This is a genomic window from Streptomyces sp. SID12488 (assembly GCF_010548275.1).
Classification (GTDB): Bacteria; Actinomycetota; Actinomycetes; order Streptomycetales; family Streptomycetaceae; genus Streptomyces.
The window spans coordinates 117,029-141,403 of the sequence record NZ_JAAGLT010000019.1; the positions used below are offsets into that span (position 1 = coordinate 117,029).

Annotated in this window: 23 protein-coding genes; 10 read left to right on the forward strand and 13 right to left on the reverse strand. The window is 70.3% G+C overall.

Going from position 1 to position 24,375, the window contains the following annotated elements; all coding sequences use genetic code 11:
* Positions 1–5 precede the first annotated feature (5 nt).
* The 10 genes from G3I56_RS26520 to G3I56_RS26565 form a co-directional block, all read right to left on the reverse strand.
* Positions 6–1,577: a glycoside hydrolase 43 family protein gene (locus tag G3I56_RS26520; RefSeq protein ID WP_164413127.1), complete on the reverse strand. Its 1,572-nt coding sequence runs from the start codon at positions 1,575–1,577 to the stop codon at positions 6–8.
* Positions 1,574–2,431: a PmoA family protein gene (locus G3I56_RS26525; RefSeq protein ID WP_239135104.1), complete on the reverse strand. Its 858-nt coding sequence runs from the start codon at positions 2,429–2,431 to the stop codon at positions 1,574–1,576. The genes G3I56_RS26520 and G3I56_RS26525 overlap by 4 nt, the downstream gene beginning before the upstream one ends.
* Entirely contained in the window at positions 2,431–3,633 is a 1,203-nt protein-coding gene (locus G3I56_RS26530; protein WP_164413129.1) for a Gfo/Idh/MocA family oxidoreductase, read from the reverse strand. The genes G3I56_RS26525 and G3I56_RS26530 overlap by 1 nt, the downstream gene beginning before the upstream one ends.
* The gene (locus G3I56_RS26535; protein ID WP_164413131.1) at positions 3,630–4,928 is read right to left on the reverse strand and encodes a pectate lyase; all 1,299 of its coding nucleotides are present in this window, start codon (positions 4,926–4,928) and stop codon (positions 3,630–3,632) included. Before G3I56_RS26535 ends, G3I56_RS26530 begins: the two co-directional genes overlap by 4 nt.
* Complete coding sequence (locus tag G3I56_RS26540) at positions 4,925–5,821, reverse strand: carbohydrate ABC transporter permease (protein WP_343240056.1); 897 nt, start codon at positions 5,819–5,821, stop codon at positions 4,925–4,927. The genes G3I56_RS26535 and G3I56_RS26540 overlap by 4 nt, the downstream gene beginning before the upstream one ends.
* On the reverse strand, positions 5,821–6,756 hold the full coding sequence (locus G3I56_RS26545; RefSeq protein ID WP_164316283.1) for a sugar ABC transporter permease: 936 nt from the start codon (positions 6,754–6,756) through the stop codon (positions 5,821–5,823). Before G3I56_RS26545 ends, G3I56_RS26540 begins: the two co-directional genes overlap by 1 nt.
* Positions 6,757–6,878: 122 nt before the next feature.
* On the reverse strand, positions 6,879–8,618 hold the full coding sequence (gene araD / locus G3I56_RS26550) for an L-arabinonate dehydratase (RefSeq protein WP_164413135.1): 1,740 nt from the start codon (positions 8,616–8,618) through the stop codon (positions 6,879–6,881).
* The gene (locus tag G3I56_RS26555; protein ID WP_164413137.1) at positions 8,615–9,526 is read right to left on the reverse strand and encodes a dihydrodipicolinate synthase family protein; all 912 of its coding nucleotides are present in this window, start codon (positions 9,524–9,526) and stop codon (positions 8,615–8,617) included. The genes araD and G3I56_RS26555 overlap by 4 nt, the downstream gene beginning before the upstream one ends.
* The gene (locus G3I56_RS26560) at positions 9,523–10,191 is read right to left on the reverse strand and encodes a GntR family transcriptional regulator (RefSeq protein ID WP_164413139.1); all 669 of its coding nucleotides are present in this window, start codon (positions 10,189–10,191) and stop codon (positions 9,523–9,525) included. The genes G3I56_RS26555 and G3I56_RS26560 overlap by 4 nt, the downstream gene beginning before the upstream one ends.
* 188 nt (positions 10,192–10,379) lie before the next feature.
* Positions 10,380–11,132: an MBL fold metallo-hydrolase gene (locus G3I56_RS26565; RefSeq protein ID WP_164413141.1), complete on the reverse strand. Its 753-nt coding sequence runs from the start codon at positions 11,130–11,132 to the stop codon at positions 10,380–10,382.
* A 271-nt stretch (positions 11,133–11,403) separates the two neighbouring features.
* On the opposite strand from G3I56_RS26565, the gene G3I56_RS26570 reads away from it, so the two are divergent.
* Both G3I56_RS26570 and G3I56_RS26575 read left to right on the forward strand, forming a co-directional pair.
* Positions 11,404–12,141: an alpha/beta hydrolase gene (locus tag G3I56_RS26570; protein WP_164413143.1), complete on the forward strand. Its 738-nt coding sequence runs from the start codon at positions 11,404–11,406 to the stop codon at positions 12,139–12,141.
* 195 nt (positions 12,142–12,336) lie between these two features.
* Positions 12,337–13,572: an MFS transporter gene (locus G3I56_RS26575; RefSeq protein ID WP_164413145.1), complete on the forward strand. Its 1,236-nt coding sequence runs from the start codon at positions 12,337–12,339 to the stop codon at positions 13,570–13,572.
* Here G3I56_RS26575 and G3I56_RS26580 read toward each other — a convergent pair.
* Together G3I56_RS26580 and G3I56_RS26585 are read right to left on the reverse strand one after the other, a co-directional pair.
* Entirely contained in the window at positions 13,509–14,681 is a 1,173-nt protein-coding gene (locus G3I56_RS26580; RefSeq protein WP_164413146.1) for a hypothetical protein, read from the reverse strand. The genes G3I56_RS26575 and G3I56_RS26580 overlap by 64 nt on opposite strands.
* Positions 14,678–15,673: a 5-dehydro-4-deoxyglucarate dehydratase gene (locus G3I56_RS26585; RefSeq protein ID WP_164413148.1), complete on the reverse strand. Its 996-nt coding sequence runs from the start codon at positions 15,671–15,673 to the stop codon at positions 14,678–14,680. Before G3I56_RS26585 ends, G3I56_RS26580 begins: the two co-directional genes overlap by 4 nt.
* Before the next feature lie 251 nt (positions 15,674–15,924).
* On the opposite strand from G3I56_RS26585, the gene G3I56_RS26590 reads away from it, so the two are divergent.
* The 8 genes from G3I56_RS26590 to G3I56_RS26625 all read left to right on the forward strand — a co-directional run bounded on the left by G3I56_RS26590 (position 15,925) and on the right by G3I56_RS26625 (position 23,784).
* A complete protein-coding gene (locus G3I56_RS26590) occupies positions 15,925–16,734 on the forward strand; it encodes an NAD(P)-dependent oxidoreductase (protein ID WP_164413150.1) in 810 nt (269 codons plus the stop codon).
* Between the two features lie 325 nt (positions 16,735–17,059).
* Positions 17,060–17,827, forward strand: a complete 768-nt coding sequence (locus G3I56_RS26595) for a DeoR/GlpR family DNA-binding transcription regulator (RefSeq protein ID WP_164413152.1) — start codon at positions 17,060–17,062, stop codon at positions 17,825–17,827.
* 133 nt (positions 17,828–17,960) lie between these two features.
* Positions 17,961–19,331 carry a sugar ABC transporter substrate-binding protein gene (locus tag G3I56_RS26600; RefSeq protein WP_164413154.1) on the forward strand — a complete coding sequence of 457 codons (1,371 nt, stop codon included), beginning with the start codon at positions 17,961–17,963 and terminating at the stop codon, positions 19,329–19,331.
* The gene (locus tag G3I56_RS26605) at positions 19,328–20,260 is read left to right on the forward strand and encodes a sugar ABC transporter permease (protein ID WP_164413156.1); all 933 of its coding nucleotides are present in this window, start codon (positions 19,328–19,330) and stop codon (positions 20,258–20,260) included. The genes G3I56_RS26600 and G3I56_RS26605 overlap by 4 nt, the downstream gene beginning before the upstream one ends.
* Positions 20,257–21,117 (forward strand): carbohydrate ABC transporter permease, encoded by an 861-nt coding sequence (locus tag G3I56_RS26610; protein ID WP_164413158.1) that lies wholly within the window; start codon positions 20,257–20,259, stop codon positions 21,115–21,117. Before G3I56_RS26605 ends, G3I56_RS26610 begins: the two co-directional genes overlap by 4 nt.
* On the forward strand, positions 21,114–22,103 hold the full coding sequence (locus G3I56_RS26615) for a zinc-dependent alcohol dehydrogenase family protein (protein ID WP_164413160.1): 990 nt from the start codon (positions 21,114–21,116) through the stop codon (positions 22,101–22,103). The genes G3I56_RS26610 and G3I56_RS26615 overlap by 4 nt, the downstream gene beginning before the upstream one ends.
* Before the next feature lie 174 nt (positions 22,104–22,277).
* Positions 22,278–22,499 carry a hypothetical protein gene (locus G3I56_RS26620; RefSeq protein ID WP_164413162.1) on the forward strand — a complete coding sequence of 74 codons (222 nt, stop codon included), beginning with the start codon at positions 22,278–22,280 and terminating at the stop codon, positions 22,497–22,499.
* Between the two features lie 64 nt (positions 22,500–22,563).
* The gene (locus G3I56_RS26625) at positions 22,564–23,784 is read left to right on the forward strand and encodes a TerD family protein (RefSeq protein ID WP_164413247.1); all 1,221 of its coding nucleotides are present in this window, start codon (positions 22,564–22,566) and stop codon (positions 23,782–23,784) included.
* 96 nt (positions 23,785–23,880) lie between these two features.
* Here G3I56_RS26625 and G3I56_RS26630 read toward each other — a convergent pair whose 3' ends face one another.
* Positions 23,881–24,372, reverse strand: a complete 492-nt coding sequence (locus G3I56_RS26630) for an FBP domain-containing protein (protein ID WP_164413163.1) — start codon at positions 24,370–24,372, stop codon at positions 23,881–23,883.
* Positions 24,373–24,375 lie beyond the last annotated feature (3 nt).

A 24,375-nucleotide genomic window follows, 5' to 3' on the forward strand; every position in this document is an offset into this window, starting at 1 on the left:
ATGAGTTACGGAGAAACGACTCTGAACTGCGTGAACGTGGCCGCGCCTGCGTGTCCCCCGCCGAAGGGCGCGAGCGCGAAGAGGCCGAGCAGGGCGCCGACCCAGCGCCAGGGGGTGGCGGCGAACACCGGCCCGGACGACTCCCAGCCGTCCCCGGCACCGAGGTCGTACGCGAACCGGCAGCGCGCCCCCGCCCCGACCGCGATCCGCAGCCGGACCCGTCCCCCGGGAGCCACCCGCGGCTGACCGGCGTCCCGCTCCCGGTCGGCGACGGACTCCGCGAACCGATGGACGAGCCGGACCGTACCGTCGACCGCCCGCTCCAGGCCGATCCAGCCGAAGGAGTCGCCCAGCACGGCGAGCCCGGCCCGAGCCCCCGGCTCCTCACTGTCGAGCCGCAGCTCCACCTCGACCACGCATTCGATGCCGGGCAGCCGCTGGGTGAGGACGTTCGGGAGCTTCCGCAGGTCATGGGCGTCGCTACTGCGTACGCAGCTCAGCCGTAGCCCGTCCCCCGAGTGCTGGGTGGCCCAGCCGTCCTGAGGGTTGGCCGTCCACTGCCACTGACGGCCGTACCGTCCACCGGGGAAGTCGTCGTCGGTGGCGGGCACGGCGGGCGGCTGCACCGGCAGATCGGGCTTGCGGTGTACGGCGACGGGGGTGCCTGCGTCGCCCATGACGGGCCAGCCGTCCGCACCCGCTGCCCCTTGCGTCTCCTCCGTCCCCTCCGCTCCGCCCCAGCTCATCGGCTGGAGGTGCACGACACGGCCGTACGGGCCGCGCTGCTGGAAGTGGAGGAACCAGTCCTCGCCTGCCGACGTGCGTACCCAGCCGCCCTGGTGGGGCCCGTTGACGTCGGTGTCCCCCTGCTCCAGGACGATCCGCTCCTCGTACGGCCCGAAGAAGTCACGGGAGCGGAAGGCGCCCTGCCAGCCGGTCTCCACTCCCCCGGCGGGCGCCAGGATCCAGAACCAGCCGTCGTGCCGGTAGAGCTTCGGGCCCTCAAGGGTGAACCAGCCGGGGATGCGGTCGCCGTCGACGATCACCTTGCCCTCGTCCAGAAGTCCCGTGCCCTCGGGGTGCATCCGGTGGCCGGTGAGCCGGTTCTTGATGCCCGACCGGGACTTGGCCCAGGCGTGCACGAGATACGCCTCGCCGGTCTCCTCGTCCCACAGCGGGCACGCGTCGATGAGTCCCTTGCCCTCCTTCACCAGGTGCGGACTGGTCCAATGGCCGCGTATCGCCGGGGAGTTGATCTGGAAGATGCCGTGGTCGGGGTCGCCCCAGAAGATCCAGAACCGGTCGTCGTGATGCCGGAGCGAGGGCGCCCAGACACCGCAGTCGTGGCGCGGGACCCTGAACTCGGCCGCCGGCCGCAGGCGTTCGAGGGCATGGCCGACGAGGGTCCAGTTGACGAGGTCCCGGGAGTGCAGGAGAGGCAGACCGGGCGCCCGGCCGAAGCTGGACGCGGTGAGGTAGAAGTCGTCGCCGACGCGGACGACGTCCGGGTCGGACCAGTCGGCGTTCAGGACCGGGTTGCGGTAGGTCCCGTCGCCGAGATCTGCACCGGTGATCACGCGCTCACCGCCTTCCGTACGAGAGCCGCGGCCTCGCCCCGGTCGAGGCGCCCGTCGGCGACGACGGTGACGATCCGGCGGACGACGGTCTCACCCGCGTCGATCGGCAGCCGCTCGTCGAACGCGAGCGACGAGCCGACCCCCGGGTACTCCTCGGCCCGGACGAACCACGGGTCGCGGCGCGTCTGTTCGGTGGCGCCGGCGAAGACGAGCGTCCAGTTGCCGCCGGCCAGGGCGAGCCAGTCGGCGCGGGTGCCGTGGACCGCCGACTCGCCCTCGGTGGCGGCCGTGAAGACGTCGGGAGTGCCCGCCTCCTTGCGCGCCCGCCAGAAGAAGCCGCCGTACGCCGCGCCGGGGCGGCCGTTGGTGGCCGGGCTGCCGATGGACAGGGGGGCGTCGGTGATGTTGGTGAGGGAGAAGGTGAAGTCCAACGCCCAGGCGGAGCTGGTGAGTTCGATGGCGGCGACCGTTCGGCGCTCGCGCAGCAGCTCAGCCCCGCCGACCATCCAGCGCAGTTCCTCGACGAAGCCGTCGGGGTCGCGGAGCTGGTAGGCGCTGTGCCGCTGGGAGCCGTGGTTGTCCAGCTCGGTCGGCCCCTGGTCCCGTACATAGGTGCGCCCGCCCCAGAAGTTGTTCCCCTCGACGTCGGGTATGGCGACACCGACGCCGAGGTGGTGGGTGTGGTCGGCGGGGCTGAGCTCGGTGACAGCGGTGCCGGCCAACGTGGTGACGGGGTGCAGATACGGTCGGGGCGCGTGGCGGAGCGGCAGCTCCGGCCGGCCGGTGTAGCGGCCGACCGGGCGGCCCGCGACCCGCAGGACCAGCGACTCGTTGGGCATCTGGTTCTGGTTCATCAGGTGCTCACCTCTTTCGGGAGCGCCCAGGAGGCGCCCAGCTCGGAGTAGAGGGAGAGGGTGTCGGCGGCGGCAGCGACAAGGCCGTCGATGCCGGGAACCACTCGGCGGGGGGTTCCTCCAGGCGCGAACTCCCAAGCTTCCGACGGGAGTTCAGCCGGGTCGGGGGCCTGCCGGATCGCCTCGACGACCCGCATGAACGCGCCGGTCACATCGGGCACGACCAGCAGTTCGGCGCCCTCGGTGAGGTGGTCGACGAGGTTCTCCAGCAGGTCGGTGCGGTCGTACTCGTACTCCTCCGGGCCGTGTCCGGAGCGCTGGAGGAGCACACGGTCCTGCTTGTACCAGAAGGTGATCCGGCCGCTGGTGCCGTGCACGAGAACGTACGGGTCGTCCGGGTGTTCGGCGCACAGGGTGGCGGCGACGGTGACGGGGACGCCGTTCGCCGTGCTGACGCGGACGCACGAGGTGTCGTCGGACTCGATGTCGTTGGCGCGCAGCAGCTCGGTCTCGATGCCGGTGACGTCCTCGGCGCGGGTGCTGCCGGCGAGGGCGAGTCCGGTGGCGACGGCGTGCGCGAGCGGGTTGGTGAGGGCGCCGTCGATGACGTCCACGCCGTTCAGCCTGCGCTTGCCCGCCCAGGGCGCGCGCCGGTAGTACGCCTCGTCGCGCGCCCACGCGCCCGCCCCGCCGACGCCGGTCACCGTGCCGATGGCGCCCTCGGAGATCAGTTCCCGGATCGCGGGCAGGGCGTGCGAGCCCAGCGACTGGAACCCGATCTGGCAGGCGACCCCGGCCGCCTCGACCCCGTCGGCCATCCGGCGGAACTCCGCGTACGAGGGCGCCGGCGGCTTCTCCAGCAGCAGGTGCACGCCCTTGGCTGCGGCGATGAGCGCGAGGTCGGTGTGGGTGGGGATCGGCGTGCAGATCACGGCGATGGCGGCGCCGGTGGAGTCGAGGAGCGCGCCGAAGTCGGCGGACTGCTCGGGAGTACCGAGGCCGTCCAACTCCTCGTCGGCCAGCGGGGTCAGCTCGCAGACACCCGCCAGCCGTACGAGCCCCTTGTCCTGGAGTCGGCGGATGTTCGCCAGGTGCCAGTGGCCGTGGCCACGCGCTCCCGCGAGAACTACCGGAACCGGCGTGACCAGCGACGAAGTGGCCGTCGGTGTGGCCGTCAATGCGGTCGTCGGTGTCGTGTTCATGTGAGCCTCCCTGCGCCCGCGCCGCGTGCCACCTCTCGGTCGGCCGTGTCGGCGCTGTCGATCTTTGTGTGCAGGGTAGGCGTCCAGCCGACGTCGGCCGTGAGGTCGCGCTCGCTGCCCGAGTTGTAGGCGTTGTAGATGGTCAGAAGATCGACGGGGAAGCCGTTGAAGAGGGTGCCGGTCTGGTGCAGGGCGGTGCCGTTCCAGCTCTTGACCAGGTCGGCGGCCTCGACGTGCCCGGGGGTGGTGAAGGCGTTGTTCTCGGCGTACACGGCGGACTCGGTGGAGACGCCGAGCGAGTAGCGGTAGTCGTCGCCGTGGTCGACCAGGTAGCGGTTGTTGTAGACGTGCACCTGTCCGAAGCGGACGCGCGGGGCGCGCTGGGTCACCGAGCGGAACTCGTTGTGGTGCAGGGTGACGCGGAGCTTCCCGCGGTCGCCGGTGGCCGTGTCGCCGCTGCCGATGAGCATCGCCTTGTCGTGGTCGGCGAACCGGCTCCAGGAGACGGTGACCAGGTCGGAGCCGTTGGTGATGTCCAACAGGCCGTCGTGGCGCAGGTAGTTGCGGGCGAAGTAGGTGGGCTCGTCGGCGTCCGGGTGGCCCTTGTCCGAGGCGGTGACGTGGTCGACCCACACATGGGTGGCGCCGTTCAGCCAGATCGTGTCGTACGCCGTCTTCCAGTCGCCCAGGCCACCGGAGTTGGGCTGCCAGACGGGGAAGCAGTCGTAGGCGTCGCGGAGTTCGAGGTTGCGGACGATCACGTTGTCCGCGTTCCTGATCTGGAGGCTCGCGCCCTTGAGGACGGCGCCCGAACCGAGCCCGAGGATCGTCGTGTTGGACCCGACGGGCAGCACGATCCGCTCGGCCTGCCGGGCCGCCGCGATCTGCCGGGCCTCTTCCTGCACCCCGCTCGGCTTGGCGGAACCCCAGGTGCGGGGGTCGTACGCGGCCAGGTATTTCCGCACCGTGTAGCCGGTCCCGGACGCGTAGTCACCACACCCCAAGCGCCCATCGTCATCAGCGGTGTTGGCATCAATGGCCCCCGCGATGCGGATGATCTTCGGGGTGGCGCTGCCGCCGTCGAGGGCGCGGACGAGTTCGGCTTGGCTGCGTACGGTGAACACGTGGGCGTCGTCCGCCGCCGCGCCGCCGGTGGTGCCTCCGTCGGCGGCGGCCCAGCCGTCGTTCGCGGGCAGGGTGTCGCGGCTGATGTCACGGGCGTCGGCACCGGCCGGGGTGCTCAGTACGGCACCCAACAGGCCTATCGTGGCGCTGACTTGAAGAAGGCGCCTCATCCCTTCACCGCCCCCGCGCTGAAGCCGGTGATCAGCCACTTCTGGATGAAGGCGAAGACGATCACCACGGGTACAGCGGCGATGATGCCGCCCGCCGCGAGGGCGCCCAGATCGACGCTGTCCGCACTCATCAGGGTGTTGAGGCCGACCGGGATGGTCTGCTTGCCCTGGTCGCTGAGGAACATCAGGGCGAACAGGAAGTGGTTCCAGGAGTGCACGAAGGCGAAGGAGCCGACGGCGATCAACCCGGGCCGCAGCAGAGGCAGTACGACGATACGGAACGCGGTGAAACGGTTGCAGCCGTCGACCCAGGCGGCCTCTTCCAGGGTGTACGGCACGTTCTTGATGAATCCGCTGATGAGGATCATCGACAGCGGGAGCTGGAAGACCGTCTCGGCGATGATGACCGCGCCCAGCGAGTTGATCATCTGCAGCTGGGCGAAGATCTGGAACAGCGGCACCAGCAGCAGGGCGCCCGGCACGAACTGGGAGCAGAGCAGGGCCAGCATGAAGGCGCGCTTGACCTTGAAGTCGAAGCGGGCCAGGGCGTAACCGCCGGCCAGCGCGACGAGCGTCGTCATCACCAGCGTGGCGAGGCCGACGAGGATGCTGTTCTCGAAGTACGTGCCGAAGGATCGCTCGGTCCACACCTTGTCGAAGTGGTCGAGGGTCATCGGCCAGGGGAGCAGGGAGGTCGAACCGGCCGGGCGCAGCGCGAAGAGGAGGATCCAGTAGAAGGGGATGAGGGTGAAGACGAGGTAGATCCCGAGGGGGAGGTAGATCTGCCAGCGCGGGGCCTCGTCCCAGGCGCGTCGCTGCTTCCTGGTCGGGCGCGGCGGCTCGGGAACGTCGTCCACGGGCGTGGGCGCGATCAAGGTGGCTTCCTTGGTGATCACTTGCTCTCCCCTCCGAACTTGCTGAGCCGCAGGTAGACGATCGAGAAGAAGAGCAGGATCACGAACGCGACCGTGGTGAGGGCCGACGCGTAACCGAAGTTGTGGGCGTCGACGCTGGTGTTGGCGATGTAGAGCGGGAGTGTCGTGGTCTCGCCGGCCGGTCCGCCGCCCGTGAGGGTGTAGAGGAGGTCGACGTTGTTGAACTCCCAGACCGCGCGCAGCAGCGTGGACAGGACGATGGCGTCCTTGAGGTGCGGCAGCGTGATGTGCCAGAACTGCTTGAACCGGCTGGCTCCGTCGACCTCGGCGGCCTCGTACAGGTCCTTCGAGACGGACTGGAGGTCGGCCAGGATGAGGATCGCGAAGAAGGGCACGCCTCGCCACAGATCGGCGACGATCGCCGCCGGGAACACGGTGGAGGTGTCCGACAGCCAGCTCGTCCCGTAGGTGCCAATGCCCGCGTCGGCGAGGTAACGGGTGATGCCCGTCTGGGAGTTGTAGAGCAGCACCCAGATCGCCGAGGTGAGTACGCCCGAGACGGCCCAGGGCGAGAAGACCAGGGCGCGGCCGATCGACCGACCCACGAAGGTCTGGTTGACGATCAGCGCGAGCGCCAGACCGAACATCAGCTGCAGGCCGACCTCGACGACGACCCACTTGCCGCTGAAGACCAGCGTGTCCCAGAACTGGGGGTCGTCGGTGAAGGCGTGCGTGAAGTTGTCGAAGCCCGCGAAGCCGTTGCGCCACGGCTTGGTGGGGTTGAAGTGCTGCAGGCTGTAGTAGAAGACGCTGATGACCGGGTAGGCGATGAAGCCCACCATGAGCAGGGCGGCCGGTGCGATCAGCAGATAGGGGAGCCTTCGCGGCGTCGCCGAGGCACGCCGCCGCCGGGGAGGCGCGGGCGGTTTCGCCACGACTGCGGCTTGGGCCATGACTGTTCTCCGTTCTCGGTACGTCGTGCGTGCGTCGCGCTGGAAGCGCTTTCTCCCTGCGCAGGGTTGTGCGTGGTTGATCCGGTTGTGCGTTGTGCGATGTCGTGTTGCCGTTGCCGCGGTCAGCCCGCGTACGGGTCGCGCACCTTGCCCGGCCTCGCCAGGAACTCGAAGTCGCAGCCGGTGTCGGCCTGCGTGATCTGCTCGTTGTAGAGCGCGCCGTAACCGCGCTCGTACCGTTCGGCCGGCGGCGTCCACTCCGCCCGCCTGCGCGCCAACTCGTCGTCGTCCACGTTGAGTTGAAGCGACCGTCCCTCGACGTCGAGGGTGATGGAGTCCCCGGTGCGGACGAGTGCGAGCGGTCCGCCGACGTGTGACTCGGGGGCCACGTGCAGCACGCACGTGCCGTAACTGGTCCCGCTCATCCGGGCGTCGGAGATCCGCACCATGTCCCGTACGCCCTGCTTGAGCAGGTGGTCGGGGATGGGCAGCATTCCGTACTCGGGCATGCCCGGGCCGCCCTTGGGGCCGGAGCCGCGCAGCACCAGAACCGTGTCGGCGGTGATGGCCAACTCCGGGTCGTTGATGGTGCGTTGCATGGTCCGGTAGTCGTCGAAGACGACCGCTCGCCCGGTGTGCTTGAGCAGCTGTGGCTCGGCGGCGATGTGCTTGATGACCGCGCCGTCCGGACAGAGGTTGCCGCGCAGGACGGCGACCCCGCCCTCGTTCGCGACCGGCTTGTCGCGCGGGCGGATGACGTCGTCGTTGTGCACCTGCGCGCCGTCGAGCTGCTCGCGCATGCTGTCGTACGACACCGTCGGCCGGTCCAGGTGCAGCAGATCGGTGATCCGGGAGAGGAATCCGGGCAGGCCCCCGGCGAAGTGGAAGTCCTCCATCAGGTACGTCTGTCCACCCGGCCGTACGTTGGCCAGCACCGGTACGGTCCGCGCGATGCGGTCGAAGTCGTCGAGGGTGAGTCGGACGCCGGCCCGGCCCGCCATGGCGATCAGATGGATCACGGCGTTGGTGGAGCCGCCGAGACCGAGGACGGTCGTGACCGCGTCGGTGAAGGCGTCGGCAGTGAGGATGTCGCACAACTTGCGGTCCTGGTGGACCAGTTCGACGATCCTGAGGCCCGAAGCGGCGGCCATCCGGTCGTGCCCGGAGTCGACGGCGGGGATGCTGGACGCTCCCGGCACGGTCACGCCGAGGGCCTCGGCGGCGGCGGTGAGCGTGGACGCCGTACCCATGGTCATGCAGTGCCCGGGGGAACGGGCGAGCCCGCTCTCCAGCTCCGTCATCTCGCAGTCGCCGATGAGCCCGGCGCGCTTGTCGTCCCAGTACTTCCACATGTCGGTGCCGGAGCCGAGGATCTCGTTGCGCCAGTGCCCGGGCAGCATCGGCCCGGCGGGCACGAAGACGGTCGGCAGATCGACGGACGCAGCGCCCATCAGCAGGGCGGGCGTGGACTTGTCGCAGCCGCCCATCAGGACGGCCCCGTCGACCGGGTACGAGCGCAGCAGCTCCTCCGTCTCCATGGCGAGGAGGTTGCGGTAGAGCATCGGGGTCGGCTTCTGGAAGGTCTCACTGAGGGTGGAGACCGGGAACTCCAGGGGGAATCCGCCCGCCTGCCACACGCCCCGCTTGACGGCCTGCGCCCGGTCACGGAGGTGCACATGACAGGGGTTGATGTCCGACCAGGTGTTGAGGATCGCGATGACGGGCTTGCCGAGGTGCTCCTCGGGGAGGTAGCCGAGCTGGCGGGTGCGGGCCCGGTGGCTGAAGGAACGCAGCCCGTCGGTCCCGTACCACTGATGGCTCCTGAGCTCCTCCGGCGCTTTTCGTGCCTGGCCGGGCTTCATATGGACCACCCGGCGGCTATCTCGGCGACCTCGGCGCGTTCACCCTCGGGCAGCGCGCGGCTCGGCGGGCGGACATCGCGGCGGCACAGCCCGAGGGAGGCAAGGGCCTCCTTGACGACGGTCACGTTGTTCGCGGAGGCGTTGGCACCGCGCAGCTCCTCGAAGCGGCGGATCTGCTCCCAGACCTTCATGGCTCCCGGGTAGTCCCCCGATCGAAGCGCTTCGATCATGTTCAGCGAGACGGCCGGGGCGACGTTCACCAGGCCGGAGGTGAACCCGGTGGCGCCGGCCGAGAAGTAGGAGGGGGCATAGGGCTCGGCGAGCCCGGCCACCCACACGAAGCGTTCGAGGCCGGCGTCCCGCGCGAACGCGGCGAAACGGGCGGCGTCCGGGACGGCGTACTTCACACCGATGACGTTCGGGCAGACGTCGGCGAGTTCGGCGAGCCTGAGGCCGCTCAGCGAGGCGTTGCGGATGTACGGGACGACCCCGAGGTCGGGCACGGCCTCGGCGATGGCCCGGTGGTAGTCGACCCAGCCGCCCTCCGAGACGTACGGGTGGATGGGCTGATGGACCATCACCATCGCGGCCCCGCTGTCCTGAGCGTGCCGGGCGGCTGCCACGGCGGTCGGGACGTCGTGCCCGACACCCACGAGGATCACGGCCCGGTCGCCGACCTCGTCGACGGTCAACTCGGTGACGAGGCGCCGCTCTTCGGGGGTCAGGGTGTAGAACTCGCCCGTGTTGCCGTTCGGGGTGAGGGTGGTGATGCCACCGTCGACAAGTCGGCGCAACAGGGCCCGGTGGGCGGACTGGTCGACGGTGCCGTCCTCGGCGAACGGGGTCACCGGGATCGCCACCACGTCGGCCAGGGCCGCCCGTTGGGCCTCGAACGCCACGCCGCTCATTCCTGACCGCCCTCTCCCTGGACCTCGGACTCCCCTGCGGGGTAAGCCCGTTGCACGAACGACTCGATGTGCGCGTGCAGGGCTCGCGCCGCACCGTCCGAGTCCCCGGCGAGGGCGAGCCGCAGGATCTCCCGGTGCTCGTCCGCCTCCCGCTCCCAGGAGGGGTTGGCCGCCCAGGCGACGGCGGAGACAAGGGCGGCCTGGTCGCGCACCTCGTCGAGCATCCGGCCGAGCAGCGGATTGCCGCACCTGACGTACAGCGAGCGGTGGAACTCCCGGTTGGCCAGGGAGCGTTCGGCGGTGTCGGTCGCCTCGTCGGCCCTGGTGAGCGCATCCCGGGCGGCGTCGAGCGAGGCGCCTCTGCGCACGGACCGCTTGAGGGCCTCCGGCTCCAGCAGCAGCCGCACGTCGTAGACCTCGCGCGCCATGTCCGCGTCCACCATGCGCACCGTGACGCCCTTGTACTGGTTCATCACGACGAGCCCGGTGCCGGCCAGCGTCTTGAGCGCCTCGCGCACCGGGGTCTTCGACACCCCGAACTGTGCGGCGATCTCGGTCTCGACCAGGGCCTGACCCGGCGTCAACTGCCCGGTGAGGATGCGGTGTTTGATGCCCTCCAGCACGAACAGCGTGCGGGACGGGATCGGCGTGGGCACAGAGGTCATGCGTGCCTCTCGGAAGCTTGACGGACCGGATCCACCGGATCAGATCTCGCGTATCGGATCTCACATATCGCGTCTCATATATGACGTACGAAGTACGACGGCTTGAAGGTAGGAGGGGTGCCGTGTTTCGTCAACGCTTCCGACAAAGAAAGTAAAGAAGACGCATGATGCGGAGGCCGTCGCGTGAGTCAGATGAGCTTCGTGGTGCCTTCGTACGCGGTGTCGGTGGGCCCGCCGAAGACGGCGGCGGCACGGTCGGTGGCCGCGTCGGGAGTGAGCGTGGGCCCGACGTGCGTGACGAGCAGCGAAGCGGCCCCCTTCGCGTACGCGCCGGCGTCCTCCGGCGTCAGATGCACCTGTTCGCCATCGCCATCACCATGCCGGTCGATGTCGGCCTCGCACAGGAACAGGTCGGCGCCCCGTGCGAGTTCGCCTAGCGCGTCACAGGGTCCGGTGTCCCCGGAGTACGCGAGAACCTTCCCCTGCGACTCGGCACGCAGTCCGTACGCCTCCATGCCGTGGGAGACGGCACGGGTCGTGAGGCGCAGGTTCCAGTGTCGGACGGTGTGGCCGTCGTACAGCGGCCTGAAGTCGAGGATTCCGCTCAGGAAGCCGAGGTTGGGCTGCCCGAAGAACCCCGCGATCCGGCGCGCGCACTCACGCGGCGCGTAGACGGGGATCGGCGCCGGCGGGGTCAGCCCGCCGTACGCGAACCCGTACACGGCGGCGAGCAGATCGGCGTTGTGATCGGCGTGCAGATGGGAGATCCAGATCGCGGTGAGCCGTGCGGGATCGGTGTGCCTCTGCAACTCAGCGAACGTTCCGGGCCCGGCGTCCACCCACACCTCCGCGCCGCCGCCGCGCACCAGATAGCCGGAGCAGGGGCGTCCCGGCTCCGGATGCGGAGAGGCGGTGCCGAGGACGGTGAGGCTCAGGGGCATGCGGGGAGCGTACGGGGCGGTGCGCTCCCCGCGGGGCTGCTCGCCCTTCTTTCCACCTACCCGCTCGTTCATCGCGTCCGGGCACGGAGCCTCCGTGAAAACCCGTTGGCGGGCCACGGCGGCCACTGCTACCTTGCCGGTGGCCGTGCGAGAGAACGAGGAGGTGGTACCCGTGAACACAGTATCGACATGGGTGCTCTCCTCCGGGGTCACGGTCGGGCGATAGGTCGTCCGGGAGCGCCGTTCACGCGCACTCCCGAAAGGCACGACCATGCGATTCACTTCCGAACAGCGTCTCGACGACGGCGTCCTCGAACGCGAATTCACCCTCGGCGACATCCCCGGCACCCTGTGGACTCCCAACTCTGCCGGCTCTTCCGGGGCCGCACCGGCCCCGCTGATCCTGATGGCCCACAACAACGGCCTGCCCAGGAGGGAAGCCCGGCTGGTGGCCCGGGCCCGGCACTCCGCGGCGCACGGCTACGCGGTGGCCTCCATCGACACCCCCGGGTGCGGTGACCGGCCCCGTTCCGCCGCCGACGAACAGGCCCGAGCCGACCTCCGCCGGGCAATGCAGGCCGGCGAGCCGGTCGACGAGATCTTCGAGTCCCTCGTCGGCCCGCTGGTCGAAAAGGCGGTCCCGGAATGGCGGACCACCCTGGACGCCCTCCTTGCGCTGCCCGAGATCGGCGGCCCGGTCGGCTACACGAGCTGGACCGCCCTCGGCATCCGGCTGGCGGCGGTCGAGCCGCGCATCGTCGCCGCCGGTTTCTTCGCCGGGGGTTACGTGCCCCGCGCCCAGCGCGAGGAGGCCCGGCAGGTCACCATCCCGCTGCTGTTCCTGCTGCAGTGGGACGACGAAGGCAACCCCAGGCAGCGGGCCCTGGACCTGTTCGACGCCTTCGGCAGCAAGGAGAAGACGCTGCACGCCAACCTGGGCGGACACACCGGTACCCCGTGGTTCGAGGCTGAGGACGGGAGCCGGTTCTTCGGCCGACACCTGAAGTGAGGCCGGGCCGCCGCTCATCGAGGACGGGTCCCGGCCCACCCCGATGAGCGGCGGCCGGCAGCGCACCACCGCCCCGATCGCGGCGGTATCGGCCATCGGCGGTACCGGCCCGGTCGGGGCGCGGCGGGGGCGGGGGCCGAACCAAGGCACCTTACCGATCCCGACCCCCACCCCTTAGCCCCACGATGACCAGGCATGACGACTCGAAACCGGTCCGCGATGCGCGTCCTCCGGGACCGCGACGCCGGCCTCTACCTCACCGGGGTCGTGATCTCCGGCTTCGGTACGTCGGCCCTGTGGCTGGCGTCCGGGATCTGGGTCAAGGATCTCACCGGCTCCGACGGCCTGGCCGCGCTCTGTCTGTTCGCGATGTGGGCGCCGAGCCTGGCGGGTCCGCTGCTGGGCACGCTCGCCGACCGCACCCGCCGAAAACCGCTCCTGATCCGGACGAACCTGGCCCTGGCGGCACTGTTGCCTGCCCTGTTCGCGGTCGACTCCGCGGGCCGCGTGTGGATCCTCTTCGCCGTCCTGCTGGTGTACGGCGCGGCGGGCGTCGTCCATGACGCGGCCGAGGCTGCACTCATCGCCTCGGCTGTCGACAAGTCTCTTCTGGGCGACTTCAACGGCCTGCGCATGACGGCGAACGAGAGCATGAAACTGATCGCCCCGCTGGCCGGCGCCGGCCTCTACGCGGCGTACGGCGGCCCGTTCGTGGCCCTCCTGGACGCCGTCACGTTCGTCCTCGCCACGCTCCTGTACGCCTGTCTGCGCGTCCACGAGAGCCCCCCGCCGCCCCCGAAGACCAGCTGGCGCACCCGGACCGCAGAGGGCGCCGCCTACCTGTGGCGGCACGAACGGCTGCGCCCGCTCGTCCTGGCGGGCGGCACGACGATGCTCCTGTCGGGCCTGAGCGCCGCCACCCTCTACGCCGTCATCGAGGGGCTCGGCCACTCACCCGCGTACGCCGGTCCGCTGTACGTCCTCCAGGGCGTCGGCTCGGTGGCGGTCGGCCTGGCCTCGGGCCCGCTGCTGCGCCGTCTCGGAGAGCGCGGGTTCGCGGCGTACGGCATCGCCCTGACCGGCGCCGCCATGGCCCTGCGGGCGGTCCCGGCCGACCTCGCGGTCCTCGGCTCCGCCGTGGCCGCCGGGACGGGCCTGCCGTGCGTCCTGATCGCGGGCCTCACCGCCGTACAGCGGGAGACCCCGCAGGAAATGCTCGGCCGTACCGCCGCGACCGCCAACACCCTGTTGTTCGCGCCCACGGCGATCGGGCTGGCCGTGGGCGCGGCGCTGATCGAACCCGTCGGCCACCAGGTGCTTCTCGTCGGCTGCGCCCTCGCTCTGCTGCTGACCGCGCTCCCGCTGTCTCAGCGCCGGGCCAGCGCGTCCCGTACGGAGTCCAGGTCGGCGTCCGACGCCAACCCGGCGTGATAGAGCCGCAGTTCGGTGGCCCCGAGCCCGGCCGCGCGCTCCGCGTCCGCCGCGAGGGTGCCCGGCCTGCCGCCCATCCCCGAGACCACGACGAAGTTGGCGGCCAGGACACCCCCCTTCCGCTCCACCTCCGCGAACGGCGTCAGCAGGCCCGCCCCGCCCGCGCACGGCACGACCACACCGTCCGCGACGGACAGGATGTGCGCGGGGTCCACACCCGCGTTGGCGCCGACGTGGTACGAGACGGGGTCGGCGTGCAGCAGTACCTGGAAGCCGGCCGGGGCCGCCGCCCGCACGGCCGCGACGGCCGCCTCCTGGAGCGTGCGTGCCGTTTCCTCGCGCCACGCGCACGCGCGGGCCGCCTTCTCGTCACCGAGGGACTTCTCGACCCCGGCCCAGCCCCCGTGATCCGGCTCGCCCCGCCAGAGCGGCTCCAGCGCGGCGCGTACGGCCGCCGCCAGCTCGTCGGGGTCGAGACCCTGGCCGCCGTACCCGGCCCGGCAGGACGGGCAGAAGCACAGGGCCATCAGATACTGGCCGGCCTCGCCGAGACCGATGGCGCCGGTCTTGTCGTGGGCGTGCAGATGCGCGAGCCCGTACCAGCCGAGGGACTCCAGTTCCGTACCGCGCGCCCCGGGCCGTACGGCGGCCTCGACGGCGAGATCGACGAGGTACGCGCGCGTGGCGGGCTGCGCGATGCAGGGCGCCCACGGGTAACGGTCCCCGTAGGCGTTGACCACTGAGGTGTCCGGACGGTCGGCACCCAGGCGGGAGTTGTGCGCGAGGACGACCCAGGTGTGCACGTCGAGGCCCGCCTCGGCGAGGGCGCCGGCGGCCTCTCCGTACGCGTCCCCGGGGGCCCAGGCCCCGGCGGCGTACGGGCGCAGTTCGCGGCCCGCCCAGCGCCCGTCCGTGGGGTCGGTGGGGTACAGCACGGCCGCGTGCTCGGCGGTGACGATGCGGTGACGCGGGTGACGGGGGGTCAACGCGCGCGTGGAGTGGTACGCGGAGGCGAGGGTCACCTGTTCCACGCCGAGCGCGGCGATCCGGCGGGCGGCGTAGGGGTCGCCGTTGACGTCCCAGGGATAGACGAACGCGGACGCCTTCACACGCTCTCCCCGAACTCGGAACCGACAACAACCGCGGACTCGGGCTCGGCGTCCAGCAGCGCGTGGCCGCGCTCGACGAGCCGCACGAGCTGCTTGACATGGTCCTCGGTCGGCTCGTGCAGCGGCGGCCGGACCTCCCCGACGTCGAGCCCCGCGTGCCGTACGCCGGCCTTGACGAGCGAGACGGCGTACCCGCGCCCCTGCGCCCGCAGCTCGACGAACGGCCGGTAGAAGCCGTCCAGGAGCCGGTTCGCGGTCACGTCGTCACCGGTGTTGAGCGCCTTGTGGAAGGCGAGCGCGATCTCGGGCGCGAAGCAGAAGACGGCCGACGAGTAGAGGGTCACGCCGATGCCCCGGTAGGCGAGCCCGGTCAGCTCGGCGGTCGGCAGCCCGTTGAAGTACAGGAAGTCGCCGGGATGCTCGGAGCGTACGGCGCTCACGATCCGCTGCATCAGGTCCAGGTCGCCGAGCCCGTCCTTGAGCCCGATGATCCCCTCGGTGCGCGCCAGCCCGACGACGGTCTCGGGCGTGAACACGGCGTTGTCGCGCTGGTAGACGATGACCGGCAGAGCGGTGGCCGCAGCGAGCTCCCGGTAGTGGCGCAGCAGCCCCTCCTGCCCGGCCACGACCAGATACGGCGGCATGGCGAGCAGCCCGTCGGCCCCGGCCTCCTCGGCGAGACGCGCGTAGCGCACGGCGAGCGCGGTGCCGTATCCGGCGCCCGCGACGACGGGCACGCGCCCGGCCGTCTCCTCCACCGCCGCCCGTACGCAGTCCTGGAACTCCTCGGGCGTCAGCGCGTGGAACTCCCCGGTGCCGCAGCACGCGAAGACGGCCGCGGCCCCCGCATCCACGCCCTGGCGCACATGCGTGCGGAAGACGTCGAGGTCGAGCGAGCCGTCGGGGCCGTACGCGGTGACCGGGAAGAACAGCGGACCGCTCGGGACGGTGAGCCGGGCGGCAAGGGCGGCGGTGAGAGGGGCTGGCGTCACGGGCTCTCCCTGGCATGCACTCGTGCACGCTTCTGATTAGCGTCTACATTTCTGAACACTTTCACGCTAAGGGCCCTCCACGGGGCGGGTCAAGCCGACCGGCAGCCAACTACGGGGCAGAATCCGCAGCTCTGCGTCACACTTGACGACACCGGTCACCCCTCCATAGCGTGTCCATGAATGTGAATGCCGTACACACATGCGACTTTCCTCTCAAGAGACCCGTCCAGGAGCCCCAAGGAGACCCGAGGATGCCCGCTCCCCGCACCGTTCTGCTCACCGGCGCCGCCGGCGGACTCGGCACCCTGATGCGGGACCTGCTCCCGTCCTACGGCTACGAACTGCGCCTGTTCGACCTGCTCCCCATCGAGGGCGAACCCGACGCGATCACCGCGGACCTCACCGACAGCGCGGCGCTGCGCGAGGCCGTGCGGGGCGTCGACGCGGTCATCCATCTCGCCGGCATCTCGCTGGAATCGTCTTTCGAGAAGATCCTCAGGGCGAACATCGAGGGCACGTACAACCTGTACGAGGCGGCCCGCCAGGAGGGGGTGGGACGCATCGTCTTCGCCTCCTCGAACCACGCGGTGGGCTTCACCCCCCGCCCCCAGGGCGCCGATCCCCTGATCCCGGTCGACACCCCGCGCCGCCCGGACACCTTCTACGGCCTCTCCAAGTCCTTCGGCGAGGACCTCGCCCAGCTCTACTGGGACAGGCACGGCCTGGAGACCGTCTCCGTCCGCATCGGCTCCTGCTTCCCCGAGCCGACCAGCGTGCGCATGCTTTCGCTGTGGATGAGCCCCGCCGACGGCGCCCGCCTCCTCCACGCGGCCCTGACCGCCGAGGAGGTCGGCCACACCGTCGTCTACGGCTCCTCCGCCAACACACGCCTGTGGTGGGACCTGAGCACCGCGCGGGCGCTCGGCTACGCACCGCAGGACGACTCCGAGCCGTACGCCGAGAAGCTGATCGCCGAGCAGGGCGACCTCGACCCGGAGAACGTGGCCCACGCCCACCTGGGCGGCCACTTCGTGAACGACCCGCCGATCTGGCCGTACTGAGCGCACTTCGGAGGCGGGCGGGCACCGAACGGGCCGCCCGCCACCCTGTTCGGGCACACGAAGACCCCGCTGCCGCGCCCCTGGAATGGGCGCGGCAGCGCCCTTCCAGGGGCGCGGGGAACTGCGCGACCAGCCACATCGTGCCCGCGGCCACCACCCGACAGCACCCACCGAGCTCGTAGGTCCCACCCGAACCCCGACAGGCCCGAACGGGCACACCCGGGCACTATCACCCCCGTAACAGACCTGGTCACCATCCCGCGCCCGCTGTAGAACTTGCCCCACAGGGCCCGAACGGGCAACGCGGCAGGAAGCGGGCGACGACATGGCCAACACCGCCGAAGACCGCCAGCGGCACATCGTGCGCGCCGCCCGCGCCACCGGCTCGGTCGACGTGACCACGCTCGCCGCTGATCTGGGCGTGGCCAAGGAGACCGTACGGCGCGATCTGCGCGCCCTGGAGGACCACGGCCTGGTCCGCCGCACCCACGGCGGCGCCTATCCCGTGGAGAGCGCCGGTTTCGAGACGACGCTCGCCTTCCGCGCCACCAGCCATGTGCCCGAGAAGCGCCGGATCGCCGCCGCGGCGGCGGAACTGCTCGGGGACGCCGAGACGGTCTTCGTCGACGAGGGTTTCACCCCACAGCTCATCGCCGAGGCACTGCCCAGGGACCGGCCGCTGACCGTGGTCACCGCGTCCCTGCCCGTCGCGGGCACGCTCGCCGAGGCCGAGAACACCTCGGTCCTGCTGCTCGGCGGCCGGGTCCGCCCCGGCACCCTCGCGACGGTCGACCACTGGACGACGAAGATGCTGGCCGGCTTCGTCCTCGACCTGGCCTACATCGGCGCCAACGGCATCTCCCGCGAACACGGCCTGACCACGCCCGACCCCGCCGTCAGCGAGGTCAAGGCACAGGCGATCCGGGCCTCGCGTCACACGGTGTTCGCGGGCGTGCACACCAAGTTCGGGGCGGTCAGCTTCTGCCGGTTCGCCGACATCGGCGACCTGGACACGATCGTCACGAGCACCCTGCTGCCCACGGCGGAAGCACACCGCTACTCGCTGCGCGGCCCACAGGTCATCCGAGTCTGAGACCGAGACCGAGACCGAATCCGAGACCGAAACCGAGACCCCAACCCACCCGCCTCACCCACCTCGCACCCCCTACCGGCACCCCCACACCCCACGCACGCCCGTTATGCCCCCATACCTCCAGGAGCGATCCATGCGAACCCCGAGCCGACGGAGGCCGCGAGCCACACTCGCCCTGGCCGCCGCAGGGACGCTGCTCGCCCCGCTGCTCTCCGGCTGCTGGGCCGGAGCGGGCGGGTCCGGTTCCGGCGGCGACGCCGTCAACGTCCTGATGGTGAACAACCCGCAGATGGTCGAGCTGCAGAAGCTCACCGCGGCCCACTTCACCAAGGAGACCGGCATCAAGGTCAACTTCACCGTCCTGCCCGAGAACGACGTCCGCGACAAGATCAGCCAGGACTTCGCCAACCAGGCGGGCCAGTACGACGTGGCGACCCTCTCCAACTACGAGATACCGATCTACGCCCGCAACGGCTGGCTGCACGAGATGAACACGTACGTCGCGAAGGACGGCTCGTACGACGAACAGGACGTCCTCACCCCGATGCGCGTGTCCCTCACCGGCGACGACGGGAAGCTGTACGGCCAGCCCTTCTACGGCGAGTCGTCCTTCCTGATGTACCGCAAGGACGTGTTCGACGCGAAGGGCCTCACCATGCCCCCGCACCCCACCTGGACCCAGGTCGCCGACCTGGCGGCGAAGGCCGACGGCGCCGAGCCGGGCATGAAGGGCATCTGTCTGCGCGGACTACCGGGCTGGGGCGAGGTCATGGCGCCGCTCACCACCGTGGTGAACACCTTCGGCGGCACCTGGTTCGACAAGAACTGGAAGGCAAGGCTCGACTCCCCCGAATGGCAGCGGGCCGTGACGTTCTACGTCGACCTGGTCCGCGACCACGGCGAGTCCGGCGCCCCCCAGTCGGGCTTCGCCGAGTGCCTCAACAACATCACCCAGGGCAAGGTCGCCATGTGGTACGACGCCACGTCCGCGGCCGGCTCCCTGGAGTCGGCGAACTCCCCGGTCAAGGGCAAGATCGGCTACGTACCCGCCCCCGTCGAGAAGACGGAGTCCTCCGGCTGGCTCTACACCTGGGCCTGGGGCATCCAGAAGGCCTCCCGCAACCCCGACGACGCCTGGAAGTTCGTGTCCTGGGCGTCGAGCAAGCAGTACGAGCAACTGGTCGGCGACGAGATCGGCTGGTCCAACGTCCCGGCGGGCAAACGCGCGTCGACGTACGAGAACCCCGCCTACCGCCAAGAGGCCGCCGCCTTCCAGGAGATGACGAAGGAGGCCATCGAGGGCGCCCGCCCGGACGACCCCGGAGTACAGCCGCGCCCGGCACCCGGCATCCAGTTCGTCGGCATCCCCGAGTTCACCGATCTCGGTACCAGGGTCTCGCAGGAGATCAGCGCGGCCATCGCCGGACGTCAGTCCGTCGAGTCGGCCCTGAGGAAGTCCCAGAAGCTGGCAGAGGAGATCTCCGAGGAGTACGAGGGCCGATGACCGCGACCACGACAGCCGCCGCACCATCCGTCCGCGCCGAGAAGCGCCCCTCGAACCGCATGCGCGCCTGGGCCACCCGGGCCCCGCTGCTCCCCGCCCTGATCTTCATGATCGCCGTGACCCAACTCCCGTTCGTGGCCACACTGGTGATCTCGTTCTTCGACTGGAACGCGCTCTACCCGAACGCCCGCCGCTTCACGGGCTTCGCCAACTACACGGAGGTCCTGACCGACGCCGACCTGCGTCACTCCGTATGGACGACGGTCCTGCTCACGGCGGCGGTGGTGCTGGCCAGCCTGGTCCTGGGCCTGGCCCTGGCGCTCCTCCTGGACCGCAGGTTCCGGGGCAGGGGCATCGTCCGCACCCTCCTCATCGCCCCCTTCCTGGTGGTCCCGGTGGCGGCGGCCCTCCTCTGGAAGCACGTGCTCTACAACCCCGAATACGGCCTGTTCAACGGCCTGTTGCACTACGTGGGAGGCCCCCAGCCGGACTGGATCTCCAACACCCCGCTGCTCGCGGTGGAGGCCTCGCTGGTCTGGCAGTGGACGCCGTTCATGATGCTGATCCTGCTGGCGGGACTGCAGAGCCGCGACCAGCAGCAGATGGAGGCCGCCCGGGTGGACGGCGCGAGCGACTGGCAGATCTTCCGGTATCTGACGCTCCCCCACCTGCGCCGCTACCTCGAACTCGGCGCGTTGCTGGGCTCGATCTACATCGTCCAGAACTTCGACGCGGTCTTCACGATCACGTCGGGCGGCCTGGGCACGGCGAACCTCCCCTACACCGTCTACCAGAGCTTCTACCAGGCCCATGAGAACGGTCTGGCCTCCGCCGCCGGCGTCCTGGTGGTCATCGGCTCGATCATCATCGCGACCTTCGCCCTGCGCGTGGTCTCGTCCCTGTTCCGCGAGGAGGCGTCCCGAGCATGAGCGCCACGGCAGAAACGGCAGTACGCGTGCATCCCCGCCGGACCCGAGGAGCGGGCCTGGGTCTGCTGGCCTGGCTGGCGGGCATCCTCTTCTTCCTCCCGATCGCGTGGATGGCCCTGACGTCCTTCCACTCGGAGGAGAACGCGGCGACCAATCCCCCGTCCTTCGGCGCCGCGCTGACCCTCGACGGCTACCGCGAGTTCTTCGGCACGGGAGGCGGCGCGAGCCCCTGGCCGTCCCTGATCAACTCGACGGTGGCGTCGTTGGTGTCGACCCTGTGCGTCCTGCTGCTGGCCTTCCCGGCGGCGTACGCCCTCTCCATCCGCCCGGTGAAGAAGTGGACGGACGTCCTGTTCTTCTTCCTGTCGACGAAGATGCTGCCGGTGGTGGCGGGCCTGCTCCCGATCTACCTGTTCGCGAAGAACACGGGCATGCTGGACAACATCTGGCTGCTGGTCATCCTCTACACCTCCATGAACCTGCCGATCGCGGTGTGGATGATGCAGTCGTTCCTCTCCGAGGTCCCGGTGGCGATCATCGAGGCGGCCCAGATCGACGGCGCGAGGCTGCCGACGATCCTGGCCCGGGTGATCGCCCCGATCGCGCTCCCCGGCATCGCGGCAACGGCCCTGATCTGCTTCATCTTCAGCTGGAACGAGCTGCTGTTCGCGCGAGTGCTGACGGGTGTGGTCGCGGAGACGGCTCCCGTCTTCCTGACCGGCTTCATCACCAGCCAGGGCCTGTTCCTGGCGAAGGTGTGCGCCGCGTCGCTCGTCATCTCCCTGCCGGTGCTCGCCGCGGGATTCGCCGCCCAGGACAAACTGGTCCAGGGCCTGTCACTGGGAGCCGTGAAGTGAAGGCAGCCGTCATCGAGTCCGCCGGCAAGGCCGTCGTCGTGGAGGTCCCGGACCCGACACCCGGCCCCCGAGAGGTCGTCGTCGAGGTCGCGGCCTGCGGCCTGTGCGGCACCGACCTGCACATCCTCCAGGGTGAGTTCGCCCCCACGTTGCCGATCGTGCCGGGGCACGAGTTCGCGGGCGAGGTGGTGGGCGTGGGTACGGCGGTCACGGAACTGGCGACAGGCGACCGCGTGGCCGTGGACCCCTCCCTCTACTGCCACGAGTGCCGCTACTGCCGCACGGGCCACAACAACCTCTGCGAACGCTGGGCGGCGATCGGCGTGACCACGGCGGGCGGCGCGGCACAGTACGCGGTGGCCCCGGTCGCGAACTGCGTACGTCTGCCGGACCACATCCGCACCCAGGACGCGGCGCTGGTGGAGCCGCTGTCGTGCGCGGTACGGGGGTACGACGTGCTCCAGTCCCGCCTGGGCGCCCACGTCCTGATCTACGGCTCGGGAACGATGGGCCTGATGATGCTGGAGCTGGCCAAGCGGACAGGCGCGGCGAGTGTCGACGTGGTGGACATCAACGCGCAGCGCCTGTCGACGGCCCAGTTGCTCGGGGTGACGGGGTCGGCGACGAGCGCGGACGAACTGGAGCGTCCGCAGGGCTGGGACGTGGTGGTGGACGCGACGGGCAACGCGGCGGCGATCCAGGACGGCCTGGACCGAGTCGCGAAGGCGGGCACGTTCCTCCAGTTCGGCGTGGCGGACTACGCGACCCGGGTCACGATCGACCCGTACCGCATCTACAACCAGGAGATCACCATCACGGGTTCGATGGCGGTACTGCACAGCTTCGAACGGGCGGCGGAGCTGTTCGCGGCGGGTGTCCTGGACCCGGAGATCTTCATCAGCGACCGCCTGCCACTGGCCCAGTACCCCCAGGCCCTGGACCAGTTCGCCGCAGGGATGGGCCGAAAGATAGTTGTGGTGCCGTAGTTCACCTTCTCGGTACCGACCGGCCCCCTCCAGCCCGTCCGGCGTTTGAGGACGAGGCCCCTTCAGGGCCGAAGCGGGGGTCTGGGGGCGGCAGCCCCCAGGGATGGGACGGGTAGGGGCGGCGGGGGCGAAAACCCTTGGGCGGAACCCACCCCACCCGCCTACCATCCCCCCATGCCCCGCCCCACCGGCTTCGCCTACACCCACCACCCCGACGGCACAGTCAAGATCACACACGGCACCCACCCCGCCACCACCCTCCGCGGCCCGAGAGCCACCGAGTTCCTCGCGGAAGTGGAATCCGGCGACCCCCAGCTGGTCATGGCCCGCTGGACCGGCAATTACAAGCGCGGCAACGAGCGAACGGCCCGCAATCACCCCCGCAACCGGCACTGAACCAATTCACCGCAAGGTAAGGGAACGGCAAAGCGGGTCCGCTCGTTCTCCGGTCATGACAGCTATGACCCCCGGCTCGAACATCCCTCTCCCCGTCGCCCGAGTGACGGTGGACGTCGCTGCCCCGGTGCGGCTCGACGTATCGAGCCTGCTGCTCACCGCCGACGGCAAAGTGCGCTCCGACGACGACTTCATCTTCTACAACCAGCCGACCGGCCCGGGTGTGACATACCGCTCCGGCGGCGGCACCACCCCCGACTCGATCACGGTCGACACCGCCGCCGTCCCCCCGGGCATCGAGAAGATCGTCGTCACGGCGAGCCCGGACGCCGCGGGCCAGACCTTCCAGGGCATCGAACCGACGGCCACGATCCGCAACGCGGACGACAACTCCGTACTGGCGACGTTCACCCCGCCCCAGCTCGGTTCGGAAACGGCCCTGGTCATCGTCGAGGTCTACGTCCGCAACGGCGCCTGGAAGGCCCGCGCGGTGGGCCAGGGCTACGCGAACGGCCTGTCCGGCATCGCCACGGACTTCGGCGTGAGCGTGGAGGAACCGACACCGGCACCGGCCGCGACACCGGCCGCGCAGCCGACCCCGGTCCAGCCCCCCGCGCCCCCGGCGGCACCGCCCGCCCCGGTCGGGTCGTTCTCCGCTCCCCCCGCCGCCGCACCCCCGGCTCCCCCCGCCCCGACCCTCGGCGCCGGAAAGATCAACCTCGACAAGGGCCGCGTAAGCCTCCAGAAGAACCAGACAGTCTCCCTGGTCAAGGGCGGCCGGCCGCTGCTCTCCCAGGTCAAGATGGGTCTCGGCTGGGAGCCGGCGTACCGGGGCAAGGACATCGACCTGGACGCCTCGGTCATCGCGTACGGCCCGCAGCGCAACCACATCGACAGCTGCTACTTCGGCAAGCTCTCCATCGTGAACGGCGCGATCAAGCACTCCGGCGACAACCTCACGGGCGAGGGCGGGGGCGACGACGAGGTCATCGTGGTCGACCTGGGCCGTCTCCCCCAGGAGGTCACCGGTCTGGTCTTCACGGTCAACTCCTTCTCCGGGCAGAAGTTCACCGAGGTGGCGAAGGCGTACTGCCGACTCCTGGACGCGGCGACGGGCGAGGAACTGGTCCGCTTCGACCTGACCAGCGCCGAACCGCAGACGGGCGTGATGATGGCGAAGATGATCAAGCAGTTCTCGGGCGAGTGGGAGATGACGGCGATCGGCGACTTCGTCAAGTCCCGCACGGTCAGGGGAATGGTGAAGCCGGCCGCCCAGACGCTGTAACCACGCACAGCCGCACGACCCCCACCGAGCCACCCGAGCCCACCCACCGAAGCGGACCGTGGAGCAACACCGCTACCCCGTCACCCCGTTCCACCGTCAAGCCGTCACCTTGGCGACGAACGCGGCGACGTTCCCCACGGTCCGCCGGATCTTCTCCTCCAGAGTGATCGTCTCGTGGAGGCGTGAACCGGCGCCCGCGTCCTTCCTGCCCCGCACATACAGCGAGCAGCAGAGGTCGCCGCATATGTACGCGCCCACCGAGTTGCCCTGTTTCCCGGACTTCCCCGCCTTCGGCGCGACCATCAGGGCCACGCCTCCGGTGTGGGACGTCAGGCACATCGAGCACATGCTGCGCCGGGTCTGCCCGAAGGCGGGCGCGGAACTGCGCAGCGCGAGGCCGGTCACACGGCCGTCCAGCTCGGTGACGAGGTAGGCGCGGTCAGGGGCCTGGGCGTCGCGCCAGCCCAGGTAGTCCAGGTCCTCCCAGGGCCGGTCGGCCAGGTCACGCGGCACGGACAGGCGCTGCGCCTCGCCCTTGGTGCAGTTCACGAACGCGGCACGGATCTCTTGCTCAGTCAGCGGCTCCATAAC